The sequence below is a fragment of the Pseudoclavibacter sp. RFBA6 genome (assembly GCF_002931575.1).
Taxonomy (GTDB): Bacteria; Actinomycetota; Actinomycetes; order Actinomycetales; family Microbacteriaceae; genus Pseudoclavibacter; species Pseudoclavibacter terrae.
On the sequence record NZ_PSUA01000005.1, the window covers coordinates 457514 to 482649 of the forward strand.

The 25136-nt window shown below is 68.7% G+C and carries 19 protein-coding genes; 11 read left to right on the forward strand and 8 right to left on the reverse strand.

Annotated elements, in window-relative coordinates; translation table 11 throughout:
• Nucleotides 1–126: 126 nt before the first annotated feature.
• Nucleotides 127–2004 carry a rhamnan synthesis F family protein gene (locus C5C17_RS05020; RefSeq protein ID WP_219820467.1) on the reverse strand — a complete coding sequence of 626 codons (1878 nt, stop codon included), beginning with the start codon at nucleotides 2002–2004 and terminating at the stop codon, nucleotides 127–129.
• Nucleotides 2005–2088: 84 nt separating this feature from the next.
• Here C5C17_RS05020 and C5C17_RS05025 point away from each other — a divergent pair, with 84 nt between their 5' ends.
• On the forward strand, nucleotides 2089–3381 hold the full coding sequence (locus C5C17_RS05025) for a glycosyltransferase family 2 protein (RefSeq protein WP_219820468.1): 1293 nt from the start codon (nucleotides 2089–2091) through the stop codon (nucleotides 3379–3381).
• A 64-nt stretch (nucleotides 3382–3445) separates the two neighbouring features.
• On the opposite strand, the gene C5C17_RS05030 is transcribed toward C5C17_RS05025, so the two are convergent.
• Nucleotides 3446–4303 carry an NAD(P)-dependent oxidoreductase gene (locus C5C17_RS05030; protein WP_104252252.1) on the reverse strand — a complete coding sequence of 286 codons (858 nt, stop codon included), beginning with the start codon at nucleotides 4301–4303 and terminating at the stop codon, nucleotides 3446–3448.
• A 149-nt stretch (nucleotides 4304–4452) separates the two neighbouring features.
• On the opposite strand from C5C17_RS05030, the gene C5C17_RS05035 reads away from it, so the two are divergent.
• The gene (locus tag C5C17_RS05035) at nucleotides 4453–5835 is read left to right on the forward strand and encodes a hypothetical protein (protein WP_146079078.1); all 1383 of its coding nucleotides are present in this window, start codon (nucleotides 4453–4455) and stop codon (nucleotides 5833–5835) included.
• A gap of 43 nt (nucleotides 5836–5878) precedes the next feature.
• Here C5C17_RS05035 and C5C17_RS05040 read toward each other — a convergent pair whose 3' ends face one another.
• Nucleotides 5879–7585: a rhamnan synthesis F family protein gene (locus C5C17_RS05040; protein WP_104252254.1), complete on the reverse strand. Its 1707-nt coding sequence runs from the start codon at nucleotides 7583–7585 to the stop codon at nucleotides 5879–5881.
• Nucleotides 7582–7884, reverse strand: a complete 303-nt coding sequence (locus C5C17_RS05045) for a hypothetical protein (protein ID WP_146079079.1) — start codon at nucleotides 7882–7884, stop codon at nucleotides 7582–7584. Before C5C17_RS05045 ends, C5C17_RS05040 begins: the two co-directional genes overlap by 4 nt.
• Nucleotides 7885–7964: 80 nt before the next feature.
• Between C5C17_RS05045 and C5C17_RS05050 the strand changes: the two genes are divergently transcribed.
• Nucleotides 7965–9332 carry a hypothetical protein gene (locus C5C17_RS05050; RefSeq protein WP_104252256.1) on the forward strand — a complete coding sequence of 456 codons (1368 nt, stop codon included), beginning with the start codon at nucleotides 7965–7967 and terminating at the stop codon, nucleotides 9330–9332.
• A gap of 13 nt (nucleotides 9333–9345) precedes the next feature.
• On the opposite strand, the gene C5C17_RS05055 is transcribed toward C5C17_RS05050, so the two are convergent.
• The gene (locus C5C17_RS05055; RefSeq protein WP_104252257.1) at nucleotides 9346–10818 is read right to left on the reverse strand and encodes an O-antigen ligase; all 1473 of its coding nucleotides are present in this window, start codon (nucleotides 10816–10818) and stop codon (nucleotides 9346–9348) included.
• 78 nt (nucleotides 10819–10896) lie between these two features.
• A complete protein-coding gene (locus C5C17_RS05060; protein ID WP_104252258.1) occupies nucleotides 10897–12084 on the reverse strand; it encodes an acyl-CoA dehydrogenase family protein in 1188 nt (395 codons plus the stop codon).
• A 229-nt stretch (nucleotides 12085–12313) separates the two neighbouring features.
• On the opposite strand from C5C17_RS05060, the gene manA reads away from it, so the two are divergent.
• The 4 genes from manA to C5C17_RS05080 all read left to right on the forward strand — a co-directional run bounded on the left by manA (nucleotide 12314) and on the right by C5C17_RS05080 (nucleotide 18867).
• Nucleotides 12314–13645, forward strand: coding sequence for a mannose-6-phosphate isomerase, class I (gene manA, locus C5C17_RS05065; RefSeq protein WP_104252259.1), 1332 nt, complete (start codon nucleotides 12314–12316; stop codon nucleotides 13643–13645).
• A gap of 217 nt (nucleotides 13646–13862) precedes the next feature.
• Nucleotides 13863–14180: a WhiB family transcriptional regulator gene (locus C5C17_RS05070; protein ID WP_104252260.1), complete on the forward strand. Its 318-nt coding sequence runs from the start codon at nucleotides 13863–13865 to the stop codon at nucleotides 14178–14180.
• Nucleotides 14181–14411: 231 nt separating this feature from the next.
• A complete protein-coding gene (locus C5C17_RS05075) occupies nucleotides 14412–17393 on the forward strand; it encodes a glycosyltransferase (RefSeq protein WP_181028492.1) in 2982 nt (993 codons plus the stop codon).
• On the forward strand, nucleotides 17380–18867 hold the full coding sequence (locus tag C5C17_RS05080) for a DUF5719 family protein (RefSeq protein WP_146079080.1): 1488 nt from the start codon (nucleotides 17380–17382) through the stop codon (nucleotides 18865–18867). Before C5C17_RS05075 ends, C5C17_RS05080 begins: the two co-directional genes overlap by 14 nt.
• Before the next feature lie 24 nt (nucleotides 18868–18891).
• Here C5C17_RS05080 and C5C17_RS05085 read toward each other — a convergent pair whose 3' ends face one another.
• On the reverse strand, nucleotides 18892–19353 hold the full coding sequence (locus C5C17_RS05085) for a hypothetical protein (RefSeq protein ID WP_104252263.1): 462 nt from the start codon (nucleotides 19351–19353) through the stop codon (nucleotides 18892–18894).
• A 35-nt stretch (nucleotides 19354–19388) separates the two neighbouring features.
• Between C5C17_RS05085 and C5C17_RS05090 the strand changes: the two genes are divergently transcribed.
• From C5C17_RS05090 to ahcY, 3 genes are all read left to right on the forward strand, one after another.
• Entirely contained in the window at nucleotides 19389–19595 is a 207-nt protein-coding gene (locus tag C5C17_RS05090) for a DUF3499 family protein (protein ID WP_104252264.1), read from the forward strand.
• A complete protein-coding gene (locus C5C17_RS05095; protein ID WP_104252265.1) occupies nucleotides 19592–21034 on the forward strand; it encodes a phosphomannomutase/phosphoglucomutase in 1443 nt (480 codons plus the stop codon). Before C5C17_RS05090 ends, C5C17_RS05095 begins: the two co-directional genes overlap by 4 nt.
• Nucleotides 21035–21108: 74 nt before the next feature.
• Nucleotides 21109–22581, forward strand: coding sequence for an adenosylhomocysteinase (ahcY, locus tag C5C17_RS05100; protein ID WP_104252266.1), 1473 nt, complete (start codon nucleotides 21109–21111; stop codon nucleotides 22579–22581).
• Between the two features lie 97 nt (nucleotides 22582–22678).
• Here the strand turns inward: ahcY and C5C17_RS05105 are convergent, their stop codons facing one another.
• A complete protein-coding gene (locus tag C5C17_RS05105; protein WP_104252267.1) occupies nucleotides 22679–23545 on the reverse strand; it encodes an RDD family protein in 867 nt (288 codons plus the stop codon).
• Nucleotides 23546–23561: 16 nt separating this feature from the next.
• Here C5C17_RS05105 and C5C17_RS05110 point away from each other — a divergent pair, with 16 nt between their 5' ends.
• On the forward strand, nucleotides 23562–24557 hold the full coding sequence (locus C5C17_RS05110; protein ID WP_104252268.1) for a stage II sporulation protein M: 996 nt from the start codon (nucleotides 23562–23564) through the stop codon (nucleotides 24555–24557).
• Nucleotides 24558–25136 lie beyond the last annotated feature (579 nt).

Genomic DNA, 25136 nt, shown 5'->3' on the forward strand with positions numbered 1-25136 from the left:
TGTCCTCCGCACACCTTGTGACGCTGGCCCCACGGAGGGGCCGCCCAAGACTAACACCAGGCTTCGGAGCCGATTCGGAGCCTCGCGGCGCGGCTGCGGAGGGCCGCCCGCTCGAGGTGGAGCGGGTCAGCGACCAGCCCGGAAGTTGCGGTACGCGGCTCGCGAGCGGCTGTAGACCGGGCGCAAGGCGTTCGCGATTCCCGGCGTCCGGCTCAGCACGAGGCCCTTCGCGCGACCGAGTGGAGACTCGGCCTGGGAGGCGATGTAGCGGCGGACCAGTTCGACCTGCTCGCGGAACAGGCCGGGCAGGCCGGCGGTGATCTCCTGCACCTTGTATTCGAGGAGCGTGTGCGAGATCGCGGCGTTGTGCGTCGTCAGCACCGTGCGGACGTGGAAGCCCTCGCTGATCGCCGAGTAGCCGAGGAGCCGCTCGAGCACGTGCGGGAGCCCGCCATCCGCGTACTGCCCCTCATCCGGGAAGTCGTCCCACGTGAATCCGGCCTGCACGAGGGGGCGCAGCGACTCGGGGCGGGCGATGAACATCGAGCCGAGCGGCGCGAGCGGGCTCGTCTCGTCGAACTCGACGCGCATCCCGAGCTTCGTGGCGAGCTCCTTCGCCGGCTCGAGGTTCGCGAACCAGGCGCGGCCGAGCGTCGGGAAGCCCATGTGGATCATCGGCGGGAAGACCATGCCGAGCGTCGGGTGGTCGACGAAGAGGCGGAGCAGGTTCGTCGTGTACCCGGGGGAGTTGAGCAGGTTCTGGAACAGGTGCTCCTTGAAGTGCCGCCCGGAGTTGAAGCCGTTCTGGGGGCTCTTCTTCGAGTGCAGCTTGACGACGATGTCGTAGCGTCCCGACTCGAGGACGTCCTTGCAGGTGAGCAGGAACGCCGAGATGTCGCGGCCGCGGTTGGAGCCGACGATGCGCACGTCGTCGTCCGCGCGGCCGAGCTCCACGAGCCGCTCCTGGATCGCGGTCTGCTTGTCGGCGTTCGCGGTCGTCACGACGAGGTCGTAGCCGCCGGGGATCGTGTTCGCGAGGTCGACGATCTCGTCGATCATCTCCTCGTAGAAGACGTGCGCGATGACGACGACGCGGAGGTCGCTCGGGTCGGCGCCGCCCAGGTCGACGTCCGGCATGATCTCAAGGAGCGCCGCGTTCGTGTTCAGGATGCGCGGCTTGGCCGTCGTGCCGATGTCCTGCCAGAGCAGGTCCAGCGGGTAGTGCTTCTCTTCGAGCTGCTCGAGCACGCGCTTGCCGATGATGGCGAGCTCATCCAGGTAGATGGGGTCGTGGAAGAAGAAGCGCCGCTTGACGATGGGACACCCGTCGGCGATGAGTACGTCGGCGAGGTTGAAGATCGGGTGCTGGTCGCCGTAGTGGGCCGACGCGTACGCGACCCACGAGGAGAAGCCGGCCGACTCGAAGTAGTGCGTGAAGCGCGCCTCGTGGAGCATGACGGAGTCGTCGTAGGAGTCGATGCGGGGCATGTCGTCCCAGTAGGAGCGCCAGGCGTCCGAGGTGAACATGCTGCGGCGCACGCCGATCCAGTGCGACTGGATGTGGCGGTGCATGACGCCGGTCATCGTGATGGGGTTCGGCACGACGGCGGCGTGGTCGGTGATGCCCCAGAAGTCGACGGTCTTCGCGTCGGCCTCTTCGAGGAGCGGCGCGAACGAGCCGATGGGCCCGTAGAAGGTGTAGTTGGCGAGGATGAGCTCGTCGTAGTCGCGGAGCCGGTCCGACCCGAACTCGCGGAGCGCGTCGCGGTACGCCCAGACGTCGTAGCCGACGTTCTCGCGCTCCCACACCGAGTCGGCGACGGCTTCGAGGCGTCGACGCGAGTCGGTGGTGAGGGGAGAGTTGGACACGACGAAGATGTGCTCGGCGTGGGCGCGCAGCTCGCGGAGGCAGTGCTCGACGTAGCCGCCGACGTGACCCTGCTTGTCGTAGACGAGGAAAAATACCACTCGACGCATGAGGTTGGCGTCCTTTGCTCTGCTCACGGCGACCCCGGCTGGAGTCTGTCGGGGCCGGGCGCCGGTGGGCGCCAGCCGATCCCCCATGCTACAGCGGGGTAGCCTTGGCCCATGAAAATCGTCATGACCATGATGGTTCGCGACGAGGCCGACATCATCGCGGCCGTCGTGGAGCATTCGCTCGCTCAGGGCATCGACCACCTCATCGTCACCGACAACGCGTCGGTCGATGGAACCCGCGAGATCCTCGAGCAGTACGAGGCGAAGGGGGTCATGACGCTCCTGCACGATCCCGAGCACAAGAAGCAGCAGGCGCAGGTCGTGACGCGCATGGCTCGCTCGGCGTACTCCGAGCACGGTGCCGACTGGGTCATCAACGGCGATGCCGACGAGTTCGTCTTCGCGCGCGACCGTTCGCTGACGGTGCGGCAGGCGCTCGAGCACTACAGCCAGGACCTCACCACGTTCCGGGTTCCCGTCGTGAACATGGTCGGCTCGTTCGGGCGCGAAGGCAGCGGACTCGCCCGCCTCCGCTTCCGGGACGAGCGCTCCATCGAGGAGCTGAACCGCGCCGGGGTGTTCGCGCATCCGACGCCAAACGCCATCCACGTGGGTTCGGACGAGGTCGAGGTCGCGCACGGCAACCACTTCGTCTCCCTCGAGCAGCACGGCGACGTGCCGGAGGGCTTCGAGCTCGAGGTGCTGCACGTGCCGTGGCGTTCCTGGTCGCAGTTCGAGCGCAAGACGGTCGCGATGGCCCTCGGCTTCGAGGCGAACCCGGGGCTCCGCCCGAGCGCGAACCACCATGGCATGCGCGACTGGCGTCGCTACAAGGCGGGCGTGCTCGAGGACTTCTTCGCGCTGCGCATGCCGACGACGTCCGAGCTTGCCGACGGCGGCTACGTCGAGGACACGTCCATCATTGACGCCCTGCGCGCCATCGGCGACGAGGCCGTGGTGCCCGCGCAGCTCTCGGCGGTGCTGGACGACGGCCACGACGAGGTCTACTCGGACGAGCAGCTGCTCCGCCTCCGGGAGCGGGCCGCGCTCTTCCAGAAGTACGACGACGTCGCGCACGAGGAGGTGCGCCTGCTTCGCGAGGAGGTCGACGAGCGCAACTCGACGCTGTACCAGCGCGAGCTGGACCTCGTGAGCCTGCGGACGGCGTACAACGAGCTGGGGCAGCGCGAGGCCGAGGCGCAGACGAAGCTGTACGAGCTGCAGCTGCGCGAGGACCGCACGGCGGCCGCCGAGCACAGTGCGGCGGATGCTCGTGCACAGGCGGCGCGGCTCGGTGCCGAGCTGCTCGGGGTTCGCCAGCAGCTGCAGGCGTTCGAGCAGATGCCGGCGGTCAAGCTCGAGCGGAAGGCGCGCCGCGCGGCGAAGTCGGTGCTCAGGCGCTGACCGCCAGGACTGAGAAGGGGCGCGCCGTCGAGTGATCGACGGCGCGCCCCTTCGGCGTCGTGGGTCAGGCGCTGTCGCGGCTCGCCATGAACGACTGGATGGCCATCGCGTCGCCGTAGACCTCTTTCGAGTCATACGGACGGTCGGGGAACGCGCCGTACTTCAGGGAGATGTCGAGGCCGTTCTCGGTGATGAACCGCTCGACGTGCTCGCCGAGCGAGACAGGGACGCCGGAGCCCACGTTGACGACGCCGCGCAGCTCATCCTGGAGGGCGACGGCCGCGATCTGCCTGCCGAGCTCCTCGACGTGGATGAAGTCGAACTTCGCCGTGCCGGAGGTGAAGGGGAACTCGGTCTTGCCCGCGTCCGCAGCCTCGAGGAGCTTCGTGAAGATGGACTGGTTGTTCCGGTCGTCTCCGTAGATGTAGTAGGCGCGCAGCCACTGCAGCGTGACCTTCTCGTCGAACGCGAGGAACGTCGACTTGCGCAGCGCGTCCTTCGCGATGCCGTAGAGCGACAGCGGGTTGGTCGGCGTCTCGGCGGTGATCGCACCCTCGTGCCTGCCGACCTCGTGCATGGTGCCGAGCACGGCGAGGCGCTGGACGCCCGCTTCGACCGCCGAGTTCAGGAACCTGAAGTGATCGGACAGCTTGAGCATGTGCACCGGGGAGTTGTGGGCGAAGCCCGCCTCCCAGGCAAGGTGGATGATCGCGGCCGGCGCGGGCTCGAGGACGCTCGAGTAGTCGGCGTCGCTGCTCAGGAGGTCGAGCTCGACGACTGTCGCATCGGGGTTGACCTTGGCGGCGCCACCGGGCCGGACGACGGCGACGACGTCTGCGTCCTCGGCGAGCAGCGCGTTCACGACGTGGCGCCCGATGTACCCCCCAGCGCCGGTCACCAGCACCCGTTGGCGTTCTGTCATGACGTTCCTTTCGACAAGGCCCTCACTCTAACGGAGCACGAAGATCGGCATCCGAGGCCAGCAAGGGCGGCACACGTTCCGTGCCATGATGTTTGCTGCGGTGGACGAGGCGGCGCAGGACGCGCGGCCGCTTGCAAAAGAGGAGACGCATGACGAGGACGACAGCCAGCGTGGTCAGGCCTGCTCCTGGTGCATCCAGGCTCCCGGACTGGACCAGGCGTGACTGGGTCTGGGTCGTGGTGGTCTTCCTCGTGGTCACGGTCTGGACGTGGTTCCGGATCCCGCTGCCGGATCACGATGTGGTCTGGGCTGAGGACGGGGTCATCTTCCTCAAGGAGCAGATCGAGCGGGGAACGCTTGCCACGCTCCTGCATCCGTACGCCGGGTACCAGCACTTCCTGCCGAGGGTCTTCAGCGCTGCTGTCGTCGAGTGGGTCCCCCTCGAGTCCTACAACCGCGCCGTCTTCACTGTCTGCGTCGTGTTCGCAGGGCTCACGGCCGCTGCGACCTACCGGCTCACTCGGGGGATCATCCGCTGGATCCCGGGCCGTGTGCTCATGTCGCTCGTCCCCGTGGCAGTGCCGCTGCTGAGCCTCGAGATCATCGGCAACTTCGCCGACCTCCACACGTACTGTCTCTGGCTGGCGGCGTGGGTCGCGCTCTCGAAGCCAGCGAGCAAGATCGAGGGCGTCCTCTGGGGAGTCGTCGCGCTCATCGCCTGTCTCACCGAGGTGCAGGCGCTGCTCGTCGTGCCGCTCGTGGTCGTGCGCCTCTTCTGGGACCGCAGCATTCCAGTCCTCGCGATCGCGGCCGGGACGCTCATCGGCGTGGGAACGCAGATGTTCTCGTGGCTCACGACGCCGCGTCCCATCAAGGAGGGTGTCGAGATCGGCATACCCGACGTCGTGGTCGGCTGGCTGGTGAACGCGGTCCTCCCGATCTGGAACGGGCACCGTGAGACGAACTCGATCCTCCTGGCCGAGTACGGGTGGAAGGTCCTGGCACTCGCCGTGCTGCCGTTCGTGCTCGCGACCCTGGCTGCCCTCGTCTTCGATAAGGGGTACCAGCGATTCGCCCTGTGCGGCCTGCTCTTCATCTCGGCGGCATCCTTCGGCGGGTCCCTTCTCGTGAACCCGCACGAGTCGTTCCAGTACGCGCGGTTCGTGGGCCCCGAGTGGTTCCTCGTGCCCATCGACCTCAGGTACGGCGCGGCCGCGGCTCTGTTCGTGCTCGCCGCGCTTGCGTTCGCGGCGTCCTCGCTCGTGATGCGCTTCAGCCCGAGGTTCCCGGTCCTGTCGCGCACGGTCGTGCTGGTCCTCTCGACCGTCGTCCTGGGCTACATCGCGATCCAGGGGCCGGAGGTGGCCTCAGCGAAGACGATGGCGAAGCCGTGGAGCGCGCAGGTCGCGGCGGCGGTCGTCGCCTGCGAGGCCGCGCCGGAGTCGAGCTACACCTTCGAGAGCGCGCCAGGCATCAGGTACTTCGACCTCTCCTGCTCAGACGTGCTCGAGCGCGCCACGCTCAGGCCGTGATCTTCGGCCGTGCTCCCTCGCGAGGGAGCACGGCCGACGCGGCTCAGCGCAGGGACTCGACGCGAGCGACGAGCGTCGACGCGCGCGCGCCGCCGCTCGGCCCGGCGGCGCGGTTGATGCGGCGCAGCAGGTCGAAGGTCATCGACAGCAGGTACTTGGCGAGCGCCGGCGTGACCGCGACTCTGGGGACGAAGCCCGCGGTCTGCACGGCGAGGGCGACGAGCTTCTGCCAGTCGCGGGTGCTCAGCTGCACGAGGCTTCCGTACGGCGCTGCCGCGACGGCGGCGCCGAACGCGCGGATCGCCTCGGTGCGGAGGACGACCGTACCGCCCGACCCCTGCAGCGGCGCAGTCTTGCGCGAGTATGGCACCGCGATTCCGAGCATCGCGGCGATGCCCTCGAACGCCGGGGTGGTGTCATCCCACTCCCGGCCGAGTTCGCCGAAGTGCTCGCCGTGGAGCAGCGGGGCCGCGACGAGCAGTCCTAGCTCTGGAGCGCGCTCGAACTCGGCGATGGCCGCCGACGGGTGGGGGAGCCCGAAGGTCTCTGCGCCGAACGCGCGCGCGTCGACGAGATCCGCCTGGCGTCCGCTCTGGTGGAACGCGTCGGGGCCGAGCATGATCGTGACGTCCTGGCTGATGCGGCCTGCGGCCTCCGACCAGTGCGATGCCACCTCGATGCCGGTAGCGCCGGAGGACCGGATGAGGGCGTCCGCGTCGCTCAGCCGGGTGCGGGTCCCGGTGACGAACAGTGCGGCGCGGCCTTCGATCAGGCGAGCCTGCGTGAGGCGCTCCTCGAAGCCTGCGCCGATGGGGACGAGGACGGCGAACTCAGTCGAGGTCGCGGCCGTGGACTCGAGCATCACCCAGTCGTGCAGGGTCGAGAACTGCGCGTACTGGTCCATGCTGCGCTGCATGTGCGCGCGCAGCTGTGCCGTGTCGAAGCGCCCGGAGGTCTCGAGGAACTCGTAGAGCCGCGTCGCGTTGAACCCGGCGATCTCCTCGATGGTCGACGGGATGCCCGCGAAGAGGGTCTTCCGCTTGAAGACGGGGCAGTTGCGCTCTTCGATGAGCTCGACCGGGTAAGTGTTGAGCGGGTAGAGCGTGTACGGCTCGAGGTCGGTCGTGTCGACGTAGGCCTCCCACGTGAAGCCGAGGCGGTCGAAGAACCACGTGAACTTCGCCTCGTGCTTCGCGACGGCGTGCGAGTAGTCGGGGATCTGCGGGAGGTCATCCCAGTAGTCCTGGAACGGCTGGGAGAGGAACATCGAGCGACGCACGGCGATGAAGTGCGACTGGATGTGCACGGGCAGGGTCGGCGTCTCGAGCACGCCGAACGGGTCGAAGGGGGCCGCGTGGTGCACGGTGATGCCCCAGAAGTCGAGGTCCTTCGCATCCATCGTGTCGAACATGAGGCCCATGTCGGCGACCGGGCCGACGATCGTGAAGTTGAACATCACGAACTCGTCGTACTCGGCGAGCCCCTCCCACCCGATCGAGTCGATGGCGGTCTTGTACGCCCACGAGTCGAACCCCTCGTTGGGGCGCACGATGAGGTCGGTGCCGGGGCGTGCCGTGAACAGCTCGCGGCCTGCGTCGTTCAGCTCGCCGTTCACGACGACGATGACGTGGTCGAGGTGCGGCTGCATGCCGTCGAGCAGTGTCGTGACGTATTCGTCGACGACGCCCTGCTCGTCGAAGAAGAAGAAGATGCCGAGCCGCTTGGGCGACCTGAGGTCGCTCAGCTTCACTTGATGCCACCCAGGATGCGCCGTGGCACGGCGAGGATGCGCCTCGGGATGCTGCGCGCAAGCGAGGGGAGGCGGCGCAGGAGGTTCCGTGCGCGCTGCATCGTCGTCGGACGCACGTTGAGGTGATAGTGCGCGTCGTCCAGAGAGTTCTGCAGTGCGAGGACCCTCGCCTTGAGCTCCGCGTTCTCGGCCTTCTCCTCAGCCCGCTCGCGGGCGAGCTCGTCGAGGCGCTCCCGGAGTGCCTCGATCTCGACGACCAGTTCTGCGGAGCTTCGGGTATCGGGTGCGCTGCTTGGCATGGCCACGAGCATATCGCCGGTGACTCCCGTGTCCGTCTCCCTCGCCGCCGGGCCGGCTTGGCGGCGGATAGCATCGACGAATGAGCGAGCGAACAGTCGGTTCCGAGTCGGAACGATGGCGACTCGCTCCCCACCGTGAGTCCGCCTGGTTGGCCGGTGTCTTCGCCGTGGCCCTCGTGCTGGCCTGGCTCCGAGTGCCGGCTGGGGCGCACGGAGTGCTCTGGGCGGAGGACGGCGATACGTTCCTGCGCGAGCAGATCGAGCTCGGCAGCCTCGCCACGCTGTTCCACCCGTACGCCGGCTACCAGCATTTCCTGCCAAGGGTGCTCACGATCGTCGCCTCGGAGCTCTTCCCTCGCGACAACTTCGGTGTGGCTGTCGCGTCCCTGAGCCTCCTGGCGACTGCTCTGGTCTGCGCCGGCACGTTCCGCCTGGCCAGGGGAATCGTCACGTGGCTGCCCGCGCGAGTCGCGGTCGCTCTCGTCCCCGTGCTCGTGCCGCTCATCAGCCGCGAGCTGCTCGGCGACCTCGCGAACCTGCACACGTACTGCCTGTGGCTGGTGGTGTGGATCTTCCTCGCCAGAAGCGACGTGTCCAGGGCGGAGCGGGCGTTCTGGGCCGGTGTCGTCTTCGTCTGCTTCCTGACGGAGGTCCAGGCGATCGTCGCGCTGCCGATCCTGCTGCTTCGTCTCCTCTGGGATCGCGGCCGCGCGGTGTGGCTCCTGCTCGCCGGTGCCCTCCTGGGCGTCCTGCCTCAGCTCGTGACGTGGCTGATCGCTCCCCGGCCCCAGTTCAACGCCCCGCACGGTCCCATCTCCGTCGCCGATGTGCTCGTCGGCTGGGGCGCGACGGCGCTGCTTCCCGTCTGGAGCGGAGACACGGAGTCGAACGCGGAGGTGCTCGCGAATCAGGGGACGGGCATCCTGCTGCTGGCCTTCGTGCCCTTCGCGCTCGCGGCAGGGCTCGTGATGACGATCGGGCGGCGGCCGCAGCGCGTGGCTCTCGCCGCGCTGCTGTTGGTCTCGGCTGCAGCATTCGGCGGCACGCTCCTGGTCAACCCGCTGACGATCTTCCAGTTCGCCCGGTTCCAGGGCGGCGACTGGCTCACCGCGCAGATCGACATCCGCTACGGGGCCGCCGCGGCGATCTTCGCGCTCGCGAGCTTCCCCCTCGCGGCGTCCGCGCTCGTCGAGCGCTGGGGAGTGCGCGCTCCACGTGCTGCTCGCGTGGCCGCCGCGGCCCTCCTGCTCGCCGTCGGGGCCGCGGTGGTCTCGCAGTGGGCGACGGTGCCCGATGATCGCAGTGCCGTGCCTGCCTGGTCGGCGCAGTACCGCGAGGCGGTCACGACCTGTGTCGGAGAGCCGGAGGGCCAGCGCGTGTTCGCCGTCGCCCCCGGCAAGTCCTTCGAGCTCGCCTGCGACGACCTGCTCCGCGACGCCGGGAAGTAGCTCAGGAGAAGCGTCAGACGCCCTCGAGCTTGTTGCGCTCGACGATCGGCAGGGGCCCCGTCTTCGTCGAGATGGTGCGCCTCGGCAGCGCGGGGAGGTCCTGGATGCGCAGCTTCGAGTAGATGGCGAGGTAGCAGAGCAGCAACCAGTTGCCTTCGACGAGGAGGCGCGACTCGGTGAGCGACTGCACGGTGAGGGCGACCATGAGGAGGAACGCGAGCATCGCCGTCGGCGGGAAGTCCCGCGGCCCGCTCGCGTCGGTCTGCGGGCGGTCGACGGCGAGCCACCAGGTGCGGATGAGGGTCGAGAGCACGATGCCGACGAAGAAGAACGCACCGATGAGGCCCGTCTGCATCCACACGTCGAGGTAGGCGTTGTGGGCCTGCAGGAAGTGCACTCCGTCGACGACGAGGAGTCCCTTGAACGGCTCCACCCACGGGGCCCAGTAGCTGATCCACCCCATGCCGGTGAGCCAGTGCTCGCTGCCGAGTCGACCGACCTCGGCCCAGATGTCGCCGCGCCCCGACATGTCACTCGAACGGTTGATGAGGCCGAAGAGCTGCGTGTTGAACTGCAGCACGATCCAGCCGACGACGAGCATGATGGCGAAGACTGCGCCGTACATGCCCCACCGCTGCGCGTTGCTGAGCGGGCGTGCGATGAAGACGAGGGCCACTGCGAGGAGCACGACAGCGCATCCCACGAAGACGGTGGCCGACTTGCACAGGAGGATGGCGACCAGGCCGAGCACGATCCAGGTGATCGCCGGCCACCGCTTCATCTGCTTGGCGTACCACTGCACGGCGACGGCGATGACGCACAGGAGCGCGGCCATGGCGAGCAGGTTGCGGTTGCCGAGGATGCCCTGGATGGCGCTGCCGGCGAAGATGTGCCCCTGGCTCCACAGGAACGCGGCTGGCACGGTCTCGGCGGTGGCACCGGGGATGCCGGAGACCCGCTCGAGCTGACCGGGGATGAGGAGGGCGAGGGGGAGCACGCCACCGGGGAAGAAGATCGCGACGAGAACCTCGAACGCAAGCGAGAGGCCCAGGATCCAGCGCATGGCCGCGCTGAAGGCGCGCAGGAACTGCGGCTTCGTGAGGGAGACGGCGAGGGCGAGGGCGACGATCACCGTCACGAGCTGGATGCCGAAGCCGAGAAGCGACTCGGGTCGGTAGGCGGACCAGATGATGGAGAAGGCGCACCAGACGACGAAGGCGACGAGTGCTGACGGAAGATGCATGATCTTCGGGAGGGGCTTCTTGCTGGCGAGGAGCCAGATCGCGACGCCGATGATGATCGCGACGACGACGCCGAAGCCGTACCAGGTCAAGAGGTTGCGCCAGAAGTCGCCGGCGAAGGCCGTGAAGAACGTGAACGTCGCGAAGGCCGTGAGCCCGGGGCTCCCGGGTACCCGCGACACGAATCGACGCCACGGGGCGCGTTCGGTCGCGATGGAGGCTGCGGGGATTCGGGTGGAGCTCACCGGCCTATTCTCGCTCACTCGCGGACCCGATCGGTGCTGGTCCGCCGGAACCGCGGACCGCGCGACGGGCGGCGTCGCTCACACGAACGCCGCGTGGCCCGTGATCGACCTGCCGACGATGAGGGTGTTCATCTCCCTGGTTCCCTCGTACGAGTAGATGGCCTCCGCATCCGCGAAGAACCGGCCGACGCCGTAGTCGGCGACGATGCCGTTGCCCCCGCAGACCTCGCGGGCGAGGGCGACGACCTGTCGCATGTTGCTCGTGGCCACCGCCTTCGCGAGCGCCGAGTGCTCGTCGCGCTGCGCGTCGTCGTCGTCGAGCTGCGACACGCGAACGCAGAGCGTGATGCTCGAGGTGATGAGTCCGAGCGCGTCGACGAGGCGCTCCTGGATGAGCTGTCGTGCCGCGATGGGGGCGCCGAACTGGAGCCGATCCTTCGCATAGGCGAGGGCGGTCTCGTAGGCGCCGACGGCGATGCCCGTCGCGAGCCATGCGACCTCCGCTCTGGTCTTGCGGAGCACACGGGCGGTGTCCTTGAACGAATTGGCGTGCTCGAGCTTGGCGTCGGCGGGCACGCGCACGTCGTCGAGCGTGATGTCGGCGTTCTGCACGATGCGGAGCGAGACCTTCCGCTCGATCTTCGTCGCGGTGAAGCCGGGAAGCGAGGTGTCGACCACGAAGCCCTTGACCTGCCCGTCCGCCACATCCTTGGCCCAGATCACGACGATGTCCGCGAAGGTCGCGTTCCCGATCCAGCGCTTCGCGCCGTTGAGCACCCATTCGTCTCCGACGCGCTCGGCGGTCGTCGTGAGCCCCCTGGCGGAGTCGCTGCCGGAACCGGGTTCGGTGAGGCCGAAGGCGCCGACGATCTCACCAGACGCCAGCGCGGGGAGCCAGCGTTCGCGCTGAGCGACCGACCCGCAGAGCCCGATGGCGCCGAGGGCCAGGCCGTTCTGCACGCCGACGTAGGTCGCGACGCTCGCATCGACGCGAGCGAGCTCGAGGGCAGTCCACCCGCGGAAGACCGCCGAGTTCTCGAATCGTCTGGTCTCCTCGAACGCGAGGCCGACGACGCCGGCCTCGGCGAGGCCCTGCACGATCTCGTGCGGGAAGGTCGCAGCCTCCCAGTGCGCGTCGATCACGGGGCGCACATCCCGCTCGAGGTAGTCGCGGAGGTTCGAGATCAGGCCCTTCTCCTCCGGAGAGAGCTCGGCCTCGAGCCCGGTGAAGTCGCCTGGCAGCAGCTGAAACTCGTTGTCGTCCATGACCGTCCTGTTCCTGGTCGAGCGGGGTGGGGCGCTGCGAGACCGTGGCGGCGTTGCCTTCGGCGATGAATCGAGCGCTCCGCGAGCTTACGAAGAGGTGAACCGCGTGCGCCACCGGGTTGGTGGAATCCATGAAGTCGAGCGCGGGCTGGGTGCGCACCCTTGTGCCTGGCATGCAGTTCGTCGTACCTCTCCCACAGGCGGAGCGAGATTCGGTAGCCTTCGCGTGATGTTTCTGCCACTGAAGAATGCGCCCCGCGACTACGCCTGGGGTGCCCCGGGATCGATCTCGCAGCTCCTCGGCACGACGGGTGCCTGCACCCTCGACGACGCGGACTGGGATGGGGTGCCGCAAGCCGAGCTCTGGCTCGGTGCGCATCCGGGGGCGCCGAGTCGTATCGTGGACCCCGAACTGGCTGGTGGGGCGAGGACGCTCGACGCCTGGATCGCGCAGGAGCCGGTGGTCACGCTCGGGCGGTACGCCATGGGCCTGCGAGAGGGTGATGGGCCGGGGCTCCCGTACCTCTTGAAGGTCCTCTCGGCTGCGGCCCCGTTGTCGCTGCAGGTGCACCCGACGCTGGCGGATGCCCGTCGCGGGTTCGATCGGGAGAATGCATCCGGCATCCCTCTCAGCGCGCCGGAGCGCAACTACAAGGACCCGCTCCACAAGCCGGAGATGCTCCTCGCTCTGAGCGAGACGATGGATGCCCTCGCCGGCTTCCGCGACTTCGGCGAGGTCGCGGCCGTGGTCGGCGACTTCGCCAAGCGGGCGGACGCGGACGAGGAGCAGCCGGAAGCCGGGCGCGCCGCGCTCGCGGACTTCAGCGCTCGAGTCCGCGCGCTCGCCACCGGTGAGGACCTCCGGGACCTCGTCACGTGGCTCCTCGAGGGAGGCGAGGCGGTTGATGAACTCGTCGCCGCAGTGTCCCGGGTTGCGCTCGCGGGAGGCGACGCCGCTGACCAGGCCGAGCGCTTCGCTCGGGAGCGCGGCATCATCGCGACGCTCGCACGCATGTATCCGGGTGACCCCGGGATCGCGCTCGCGCTCCTGCTCAACCACATCACGATCCGTCGTGGCGAGGCCATCTTCCTCCCGGCGGGGAACATGCACGCCTACGTCCGCGGGCTCGGCATCGAGATCATGGCGGCGTCCGACAACGTGCTGCGCGGCGGGCTCACGCCGAAGCACATCGATATCCCGGAGCTGCTCGCACGGCTGGACTTCGCGCCGGTGCCCCCGCCGTACATCGCGGCGACGCGCATCCAGGACGGTGTCGAGGAGTATCGGCCCGAGATCCCCGACTTCCGCCTCGTGCGCGTCGTGCCGAGCCCTGTCGACACGGTCAAGACCATCCACCTCGACGGGCCGACGATGCTGCTGTGCCTGGAGGGGGAGGCCCGCCTCGAGGGAGCCAAGACGACCGCGTCCATCTCGGCGGGCGAGTCTGTCTTCGTGACCCCGGACGAGCTGCCGGTGCGCGTGATCGGCTCGGTCGACCTCTTCGCCGCGGGCCCGGGCCTCGACAGGCGCGACACGGTGCCGATGCGACACGCCGACTAGCTGGGAATTTCCGGCGCGGACGTTCTGGCGCGTCGTTTCCTGGTCCCTCAGGGGATCCTCGGCGACACGCCGTCGCCAAACCCGCGCGGCTTCTCCGAAAAGTCTCAAGACCGGGCTTAGTGTTGAGGGCTTTCGACTTGACGCGGGGTGAATTACAACGATGTAATGATTCCGACGCGCGGGCAGGTGCCCGCAAGCAACGTGGGGAGAACGTGATATGGCAATTCCAGGGAGGAACCCCTCGGTTCCCGAAGACTGGTATGTCGACCCGGTCGTCCTCGGCGTCCCAGGAGTCCGCAGGAATGTCGGAGACGACAACCCGCTCGCCTGGCAGGCAGACGCGCTGTGCGCGCAGGTCGACCCCGAGGCCTTCTTCCCGGAGAAGGGCGGCTCGACGCGCGACGCGAAGCGCATCTGCGATTCCTGCGAGGTCCGGAGCGACTGCCTCGAGTACGCGCTCTCCAACGATGAGCGCTTTGGCATCTGGGGTGGGCTGAGCGAACGGGAGCGGCGGAAGCTTCGCAAGCAAGCCTGAGCCGCGCGGGCCACGGGCACGAGGCCCGGGCCGTAGCGTCTGGCCGGTCAGCCTCGGGCGACAGTGCACGAGCAGGAAGGGCCCCGTCTCGACTCCGGTCGGACGGGGCCCTTCGTGCATCCGTCAGCGGACGAGCAGGATGCGGGACGCGAGCCAGGGCGCGTCGACGCGTGTCGCGGCTTGCCGCCCGCAATGCCAGATCGCCAGGGGGACCCGAATACCATTCGTTCAATGCGTCCCGGAGTCACCGCAATCCTTGTCGCGCGAGATGCGTCGCGCGCGCTCGAGCGCACCATCGCCGCGCTCGAGGGCTCCTCGCGCCTCCCCGAGCGTGTCGTGATGGTGAATCTGGCCTCGACGGATTCGACGCTCGACATCATGCGCGCATCCGAACCGGACATCCTGCTGACGATGGAGACCGACACGACGTTCGGTGGTGCCGTCGCCGAAGCCGTTGCCGTGCTCGAGGAGCAGGGCCTCCACTCGGAGGGGGACTGGCTCTGGCTGCTCGCGGCCGACAACGCCCCGGAGCACGATGCGCTCGAGCAGCTGCTCGCGACGGCTGAGCGGAACCCGTCGCTCGAGGTGACCGGTCCGAAGCTGGTGCGCAGCGACGACGCCGCGACGCTCGTGGAGTTCGGGCAGTCCATGCTGCAGAACGGTGAGAGCCTCCGCCTTCGCGAGGACGAGCTCGATCAGGGACAGTTCGATCAGGACTCCGACGTGCTCGGTGTCGCGGCTGGTGGGATGCTGGTGCGCCGCGAGCCGTGGTTGGCGCTCGACGGGTTCGACCCCGGCCTCCCGGCAGTGGACGATGCCCTGGACTTCTGCACGCGCGTGTGGCTCGCCGGCGGTCGTGTGCTGCTGACCCCGTCCGCTCGAGTTGCCTGCGACCCTGAGGCTCCGGGCACGGCCGCGATGAACCCCTCGATGAGCGCGTCCGCCGTTGCGGCGGCGCGCGATACGGCGAGAGTGCACCGCAACCTCACGAAGACCCCGGCGCCCGCGTTCGCCGTGCTCCGGCTCCTGCTCATCCCGATCGCCATCCTCAAGGGCGTCTGGCACCTCGTTCGGAAGCGCCCGCGGCGCATCCTCGCCGAGCTCCGTTCCGCAGCTCGCGTGACGTTCGGCAAGACGGGCGCAGCTCGCTCGAGGGCGCAGTTCGCGAAGACCCGCACCGAGTCGTGGACGGTCATCGAGCCGCTACTCGTGAGCGCCGAGGAGAACCAGAAGACGCTGGGCCTGCAGCGCGAGGAGCTGCGTGCGCTCACGCACGAAGAGCGCGAGCGGTACTCGCTTGTCGGCTCCGGCGGTCTCTGGGTCCTGCTCGTCTCCACGCTCCTCGGTCTCGGCCTGACGCTGCCGCTCATCGGTCAGACGACGCTGTCCGGAGGTGGGCTCCTTCCCCTCGCCGACTCGGTCGGCGCGCTGTGGGGGAGGACGGGGTACGGCGTCCGCGACGTGGGCGACGGGGCCTTCGGCGTGGCAGACCCCTTCACCTATGTGCTCGCGGTGCTCGGCACCCTCACCTTCTGGCACCCGAGTCTCAGCATCGTGCTGCTCTGGCTCTTCGCCCTCCCGCTGGCCGCGATGGGCGCCTGGCTCCTCGTGGCGCGCCTCACCAAGCGGGCCGGCCTCCGCGCCTTCGGCGCATTCGCCTGGATGCTCGCGCCCCCGCTGCTGGTGGCCCTGGCCGAAGGTCGCATCGCGGCGGTCATCGCGCACCTCGTCCTCCCATGGCTGATCTTCTCCGCCCTGAGCGCTTCCCGGAACTGGTCGCGCGCGGCCGCCACGGGCCTGCTCGCCGCAGTCGCGATCGCATCCGCTCCGCTCCTCGCGGTCCCGCTTGCCGTCGTCTGGCTCGTCTGGCTGGTGATCGGCGGTCGCGGGTTCCTGCAGCGACTGCTGACGGCCGCTCCGACACTGGTCCTCTTCGCTCCGCTCGCGGTCGCGCAATGGAACCGAGGGAGGCCACTCGCCCTGTTCGCCGACCCGGGCGTCCCGCTCGCGAGCACGGCGCCAGACGCGTGGCAGCTGCTCCTCGGAGTTCCCACCTCGCTCGTCGCCGATCCCGGCTGGGCTGGCGGGCAGCTCGAGGCGTATCCGTTCGCCCCGATCGTCGCCGCCGTCCTGGTGGCGCCCCTGTTCCTCCTCGCTGTCCTCGCCCCCGGTGGCCGCAACTGGCGCGCGGCGCTCTTCGGTCTCCAGCTCCTGCTCCTCGGGTTCGTGACCAGTGCGGCGGCAACCCGTCTCGGGTTCGCGCACGTCGGCGTCGAGAGCATCTCGCTGTGGCCCGGCAGCGCGCAGTCGCTCATGTGGCTCGGCGCCGTGGTGGCGGCCGCGGCGACGCTCGGTGCGATCCGAGCGCGCGCCTCGCAGGTCCTCGCCGGCGTCACGATCGCCGGCATCGTGCTGCTCGCCGCACTGCCGGCAACCGCGGTGGCACGCGGCGACTCACTGGTCGGCGCGGGCGACGGCCGGTCCCTCCCCGCCATCGTCGACGCTCAGGGGCGGGCTTCTGATGAGGTGGGCACGCTCGTCATCGTGCCCCTCCCGAGCGGCGCGGTCGAGGTGCGGCTCGAGCGCGGGACGGGCGACAGCCTCGACTCGCAGTCGACACTCCGCGCAACGAGCGTCGGGTTCTCTTCCGGCGACCAGCGCTTGGCTGAACTGGCGGTGAACTTCGCCTCGGATTCCCTCTTCCGCCCGACGGAGGAGCTGCACGCGCTCGGCATCTCGTACCTGCTCGTCCCGGAGGGTTCCAGCGACGCGGCGACGATGGAGGGCCGACTCGTGTCGTCGCTCGACGCGAACCCGGGCCTGCGCCCGGCGGGCGCCACGGAGTTCGGCGCGCTCTGGCAGGTGGTCGGACCCACGCTCGAACCCACCGACCCGAGCGTCGCCGGCCCCCTCGACACGGCGAACACCGGGACGACGCTCGGGCGGTGGATGCTCATCGTGCAGGGCGTCCTGCTCGCGCTCACCCTCCTCACCGCCCTCCCGACCGGGGGCCTCACGGCTCGCGCCGCCGATGTGCGCCGCCGTGAGAAGACCACCGGCCGGCCCTGGTACGACCTGGACGGCGACGATATCGACGGCGGAGAGCGGATGCTGCGCCGCGACGTCACGTCGCTCACCGTCGATGACTTCGAGGACGACGATGACGACGTGCTCGGCACGGGAGCACGGGGAGGCGACCATGACGCCCGATGAATCGACCGTGATCGCCGAGGCCCGTGCCGCGGATGACGCCGCTCGAGAGACACCCCGACCTGCTGCGGGTGGGCGGCGTCCCATCTGGCGGGTCCTGAGCGTCGGCGCCGCGCTCGTGGCCGTGGGAGGCGTGGTCGCGGCGGTGCAGCTCGCACCAGAGGGCGTGCTCTCCACCCCCGCCAACGCTGTCCTCGTCAGCCCGGTCGCGAGCGCGCAGGAGCGGGTGTGCCCGGGTCCCCTCACGTTGCTCGGCTTGGCGACGGATGATCCGACGCTGCCCGCGACGCTCGGGACGACGAGCATCCGCCTCGCCGGCGACCTCGACGAGCTCGACATCGAGCCGATCGTGCAGTCGACGCCAGCGGCCGACGAGCAGCAGGCGCTCGCGCCCGTTCGCTTCACGGTTCCGGGGATGGCCGAGGACGGCGCCCCGACCGAGTTCGGGGCGGCACAGACGCTGGAGCTCGCGCAGCCCTCGGCTGCCGGCTTCGCCGCGACATCCTGCCGCATGCCGTCCGCCGAGCAGTGGCTCGTCGGGGGGAGCACCGCGGAGGGCAGCAGCACGCAGCTGGTCATCGTGAACCCCGCCGACCGGGCCGCCGAGGTCCGCGTGACGGTGACGACGGCCGACGGCACCGTGCAGGCGCCGACCATCCGTGAGATCGCGGTGCCCGCAAGCAGCCGTGAGGTGGTGAGCCTCGAGGGTGTGGCGCCCGACCGGGGCGACCTCGTCGTGCAGGTCGAGGCCGTCTCAGGCAGCGTCATCTCCACGCTCCACCAGACACGCACCTCGGGGGCGACACCGAGCGGCATCGAGATCATCGGAGCGCAGGACGCGCCGAGCACCTCCCTCTCGATCGTGGGCGTGCCGTCGACCAGCACGGCGTCCGAGGCGGAGGGCACCCTGGTGCTCGAGCGCGGTGCCACGCTTCGAGTCCTCGCCCCCGGCGACGAGGAGACCGAGCTCTCGGTAGCCGTTCGCGATGCAGCGGGCACGTCGCTCGAGCCGATCTCGCTGACGATCCAGGGAGGCCGAACCACCGAGATCCCGCTCACCGGGTATCCGATCGGCCAGTACACCCTCGAGATCGACGCAAGCCACCCCGTCGTCGCCTCGGTGCAGACCACGGCCACGGCGACGACCTCGGACCTGGCCTGGTACCAGCCCGTTCCCGCTCTCAGCGGCAGTCAGGTCGTGGCCGTGCCGAACGGCCCGTCACCGAAGCTGCAGCTCGCCGACGCCGACGGGGTCGAGAAGACTGCGACGCTCATCGCAGACGACGGCACGGAGACCCAGATCGCCGTCCCGGCGCACGGCACGACGTCCGTCGACGTCGAGGCGGGCCGCGAGTATCGGCTCGAGGGGCTCGACCGGGTCTCCGTCCAGCTCGCGTACGCGGGCGACGGCCAGCTCGCTGCCATCCCCATCTCGGCGAGCAACCCGCTCGCCGAGGTCATCACCGTCTACCGCTGAGCGCCCGGCTCTCGACCGGCGAGGTCACTCGTCGCCGAAGCGCTCCGGCGCGATGTCCCACGGGTCCGAGCCGAGCAGCTCGGCAACCGCCTGCAGCACGCACCGTTCCACGAGCATCCGGTAGTGCACCGGGTCCTCGCAGTGCAGCCGCGCGAGCCGATCGATCGCGACTCGGTAGAGGATGATCCGGTTCGGAGTCTCGACATGCCAGCGGTCCATGCCATCGGCGTGCTGCAGCGTCTTGGGCACGTTGGCGATGTCGACCTGCACGTTCGCGAGCCGTTCGGGGTTCGCCGCGCGAAGGTAGTTCATGGCATCCGCGACATGGTTCTCGAACCGCACCACCCGTCCCGTGAGCATCGGCAGGTAGGGGCCCGCGACGCTCGAGCGGATGCCCCGGCCGTGCCTTCCGCGGGCGAGGCCGCGCTCGGGGCGCGCCTGCCTCCTGGCGTTCTCGGATTTCTTCTCCCGGCGGCGACGTGGCATGACTGCGAGTTTACGCCCGGCGTACACTGGCCCCGATGCCCAATCGACCATGCTCACGAGTCGCGTGCTCCCGCAAAGCGGAGTACACGCTGACGTTCGACTACGAGGACAAGCTCGCCGTCATCGGCCCGCTTGCGCTCGCGGCGGAACCGCACAGCTACGACCTGTGCGCACGCCACGCGGAACGCTCGACGCCGCCGCAGGGGTGGAGCATGATGCGTCCGGTAGTTTTGGGTTCATGACTTCTGTGGCTATCGCACCCGCGTCGACTGACGAACGGGGTTCTCTCTCTGGTGTCGTGAAGAGCTATGACGTTCGGGGGCTCGTGGGCAGCGAGCTCACGGAGACGCTCGTGACGGCGCTCGGCGCCGGGTTCGTCGACGAATTCGCCCTCGCAGGGCAGACGGTCGTCGTCGGCCACGACATGCGCGACTCCTCGCCTGGCTTCGCCGCCGCCTTCGCCCGCGGCGCGATCGCGCGAGGCGCGAACGTCACGCACATCGGCCTCTGCTCGACCGACGAGGACTACTTCGCGTCCGGCCGCTACGACGCGGCCGCCGCCATGTTCACGGCGAGCCATAATCCCGCTGCCTACAACGGCATCAAGCTCTCGCTTGCGGGTGCCAAGGCGCTCAGCTTCGACACCGGTCTCTCCGCGATCCGCGACAGGGCGGCCGCGTTCCTCGACGACGGCATCGCCGCGGTCGATCAGCCGGGCTCGGAGCAGCGCATCGACGTGCTCGCCGACTACGCGGCGTACCTGCGCGAGCTGGTGGACCTCTCCAGCATCCGCCCGCTCAAGGTCGTCGTCGACGCCGGCAACGGGATGGGCGGTCTCACCGTGCCTGCCGTGCTCGGCGACGCGGCCGGTCTCGGGGCGCTGCCACTCGAGATCATCCCCATGTACTTCGAGCTCGACGGCACGTTCCCCAACCACGAGGCGAACCCGCTCGACCCCAAGAACCTCGTCGACCTGCAGGCGGCCGTCCTCGAGCACGGTGCGGACCTCGGGCTCGCCTTCGACGGCGACGCCGACCGCTGCTTCCTGATCGACGAGCTCGGCGAGCCGGTCTCGCCGAGCGCCGTCACGGCGATCGTGGCGCGACGGGAGATCGCGCGTGTGCGCACGGCAGGCGAGACCGAGCCCACGATCCTCCACAACCTCATCGTCTCCCGTCACGTGCCGGAGGCCATCGAGCAGGAAGGCGCGAAGGCGGTCCAGACGAAGGTCGGCCACTCGCTCATCAAGGCGCAGATGGCGGCCACCGACGCGGTCTTCGGCGGTGAGCACTCCGCGCACTACTACTTCCGCGACTTCTGGAGCGCGGACAACGGGATGCTCGCCGCCATGCACGTGCTGGCAGCGGTCGGCGGATCCGACAAGCAGCTCTCCGAGATCGGCGGGCTCGAGAACCCGTACTTCGCGTCCGGGGAGATCAACTCGACGGTCGCGGATGTGCCGGCCGCCCTTGCAAGGATCGTCGACGCCTTCGCCGGCACGGCCGAGTTCGAGGAGTTCGACGGACTCACGGTCCGCGGTGCGGACGAGACCGGCTTCTGGTGGTTCAACGTGCGCGCCTCCAACACCGAGCCGCTCCTGCGTCTGAACGCCGAAGCCAAGGACGAGGCACGCCTGCAGTCGCTCCGCGACCAGGTACTGTCCCTCATCCGAGCGCAGTAAAACGCGGCCTCGGTTCCCGTCTCGGGGCCGAGAGCAGCAGCATCCATCACCCCCGGAGCAAGGAAGCAGCACTCATGGCACCAACGTCGGGTATCGAGCTCTCCACCGAACGTCCGTTCGTCGTCGCGGACCTGGCACTCGCACCCGCGGGTCGTCACCAGATCCGTCTCGCCGAGATCGAGATGCCCGGGCTCATGGCGCTCCGGGCGCAGTACGCCGGGCAGAAGCCGCTGGCCGGGGCGCGCATCGCGGGATCGCTGCACATGACCGTCCAGACGGCGGTGCTCATCGAGACGCTCACCGACCTGGGTGCCGATGTCCGCTGGGCGAGCTGCAACATCTTCTCCACGCAGGACGAGGCGGCCGCGGCCGTCGCCGTCGGTCCGGAGGGCACGATCGAGGCGCCGAGCGGAGTGCCGGTCTTCGCGTGGAAGGGCGAGACGCTCGAGGAGTACTGGTGGTGCACCTCGCGCATCTTCGACTGGAGCGCCGAAGGAGCGGTCGGCCCCAACCTCATCCTCGATGACGGCGGTGACGCGACCATGCTGGTGCACCTCGGCCGTGAGGCTGAGCTCGCCGGGTCCGTGCGCGAGACGAGCGATGAGGACAGCACCGAGATGCGGGTTGTCCTCGACACCATCCGCGACTCGATCGCCCACGACGCAGGCCACTTCACACGCATCGCCGAGGAGGTGCGCGGCGTGACGGAGGAGACGACCACCGGTGTCCACCGCCTCTACGAGCTCGCCGAGCGCGGGGAGCTGCAGTTCACTGCGATCAACGTGAACGACTCGGTGACGAAGTCGAAGTTCGACAACACCTACGGCATCCGCCACTCTCTGCCCGACGGCCTGAACCGTGCGACGGATGTGCTGATCGGCGGCAAGACGGCGTTCGTCGTCGGCTACGGCGACGTCGGCAAGGGCGCGGCTGAGGCCCTTCGCGGGCAGGGCGCGCGCGTCATCGTGAGCGAGGTCGACCCGATCTGCGCGTGGCAGGCCGCGATGGACGGCTTCCAGGTCGCGAAGGTCGAGGACGTGCTCGACCAGGTCGACATCTGGATCACGTGCACCGGCAACAAGAGCGTGCTGACGCTCGAGCACATGCTCGGCATGAAGCACATGGCCATCGTCGGCAACGTGGGCCACTTCGACAACGAGATCGATATGGCCAGCCTCGAGCGGCTCGAAGGAGCGACGCGCGTCGAGATCAAGCCGCAGGTGCACGAGTGGCGCCTTCCGAACTCGCGTTCGGTGCTTGTCCTCTCGGAGGGGCGCCTGCTCAACCTCGGCAACGCGACGGGTCACCCGTCGTTTGTGATGAGCAGCTCCTTCACGAACCAGGTCCTGGCGCAGCTCGAGCTCTGGCAGCGACTCGATGCCTACCCGATCGGCGTCCACGTGCTGCCGAAGCACCTCGACGAGCAGGTCGCGCGCCTCCACCTCGATGCCCTGGGCGTGAAGCTCACCGAGCTGACCCCGGAGCAGGCCGACTACATCGGCGTCGAGGTGGGCGGGCCATACAAGGTCAGCCACTACCGCTACTGATCCGCTCCTGATCCGTTCGGCGCCGTTCGCTGCCGACACGACGAAGCCCGCCAGCTGGTCTGGCGGGCTTCGTCGTGTCGCTCGGTGACCGAGCCGTTCACCCCCGGTCCGGGAAGGAGTGGGGCATGCCGTTGAGGGTGGGCGCGAGTGCGTCCTCTCGACGGGCGATCGCGGTCAGGGCCGCGAGCTCGCGGTCTCGGCGCAGGACGGCGAGACCCCGCAGGTAGGTGTCGGCGTCGACGTCCGGAATCGGATGCACGTGGGGGAGCGTCTCGCGTGCGATCTCGCCTGCCGCTCGGTCCCGGTGGGCCGGAGTGAGCTGCGCGGACTGGTCGAGGTAGTCGAGGATGCGACGCGAGGTGCGGTCGGGGAGCCTGCCTGCGTCGGCGATCGAAGCCCATCCGATGAGCTGCGGGGGCATCGGCCCGAGGTGCCGGCGGAGCTTCGGGGCACGTTCGCGCTGGCAGGTCGTGCCGGCCAGGATGTCGCCGAGTCGCTTGGCCCGCGAGTTGACGAGGCCCGTGATGATGGCGATGCCGCCAGCCGATCCGTACAGCTCGATGAAGCCGAGAAGGGCGCGGATGAGTGCCTGCCGGAACCCGGATGCGCCGCCGTCGTCGCGGACGATTCGCAGGCCGGTGGCGAACCTGCCGACGGATCTCCCTCGCGTGAGCGTCTCCACGACACAGGGTGCGACGACGAGGCAGGCGACGAGCAGGGCGATGGCGATGGCGCTCAGCAGCGCTTCGTCGATGGCGACGGGGAGATCATCGCTCGACAGGATGGTCATCGTGAGGATGAGCAGCCCGATGTAGCCGGCCATGTAGACGAGTGCGTCGAGGGCGGAGGAGGCGGCCCGGAGCGCGAAGCCGGCGGGTCGCACGTCGAGGTGGACTCCTTCTCCGACGACAAGCTGCTCGTCGGTGACGCTCAGGCGTTCCCTGGGTCGCGTCTGAGTGGCCATGGCAGTATTGAAACAGATGGATCTTGAAGCTCTCACAACCGCCCGTTCGGCGGATTGGCAGCGCCTGGGGGCGCTCGCTCGGCGCCGCAATCTGACCGGCGCCGAGATCGACGAGCTCATCACCCGCTACCAGGATTCGTCGACGGAGCTGTCGGCGCTGCGCACGAGCTACGGGGAGACTCGCGAGGGGGAGTTCCTCTCCGTGCAGCTCTCGCGCGCGCGGGGGAGGTTCACCGGAGCCGGGCGAAACATCCTGGTGGTCCTCGGGGCGTTCTTCACGATGGCGCTGCCTGCCGCGCTCTACCGCGTGCGGTGGTGGACGCTCGGCGCGGCCCTCTTCACGATCGCGATCGCCGCGCTCAGCTACTGGTGGATCGTGGCGAACCCGGAGATACTCGGCTTCCTCGGCTCCGAGGCTGCGCTCGAGCAGTACGCCGAGGAGGACTTCGTCGGCTACTACTCCGAGTTCTCGGAATCCAGCTTCGCTGCGCGGGTCTTCACGAACAACGCCTGGATCGCGGCGCAGTGCATCGCCTTCGGCATCACAGGTCTGTGGGTGCCGGTCGTGCTCGTGCAGAACGCGCTTGGGCTCGGGCAGAGCGCGGCTGTCCTCGGCGCGCACGGGCACCTCGACGTCTTCTTCCTGTGGATCGCGCCTCACGGCCTGCTCGAGCTCACGATGGTCTTCGTCGCTGCCGGGGCAGGTCTTCGCATCTTCTGGGCGTGGGTGGCGCCGGGAGCCAAGACGCGGATCCAGTCGCTTGCTGACGACGGTCGCGCGCTCATCGTCGTGGCGATCGGAACGACGATCTTCCTGTTCATTTCCGGACTCGTCGAGGGATTCGTGACGCGTCAGGACTGGCCGTGGCCGATCAAGATCGCCATCGGCGCCGCGGCGCTCGGGCTCTACCTGGTCTACGCGCTCTGGCTCGGGGGACGTGCAGTCCGGGCGGGAGAGACCGGGGCTCTCGAGAAGTTCGATGGCGGAGCCCAGCGCGTCTATGCCGACTGACGCACCGGCTGTTCCGACGCACGGGCCGTCCCGCGGGCAGCTTCCGCGTGAACAGGCGACGACACGCCCGGGATCGCCCCCGAGTTGTGCGCCGCTGGGTCTCTGCGTAATGTAATCACTCGTCAGGCCGACGGAGCGAAACGCGAGAGCGGGTCGCACGGGCCAGACAGTTCTGAAAGAAAGATCAGCATCTGCCACTTGTTCTTGCAAGTTGGAGCAACATGATCTACACTCGGAACTCCTGCCTCACCGGGTAGCGAGATCAACGGCCTCTGGTTCTTCCAGGTGGTTGTGCGGAGGATGAGCTTCATGCTCACGGTCCGTGGTTCTTGTCCGGGGTTTGCAGTGCAAGCGATTGCTCCTTAGAGATGGCCGTGAGGTCTGAAGAGGGAAGCGCTCGATTCTTGAGAACTCAACAGCGTGCACTATGTCAAATGCCAATTTGATCCCGTGCCTCTTCTTTTGGAGGGGTAAGGATTCCTTTTGGAAACATATTTGGACAATACAAGTCAGTACTGAGCCTTCGGGTTTAGTGTTGTTTTGTTTTTTGTCAGTTTCAAACTTGTCATCGCACTTCGG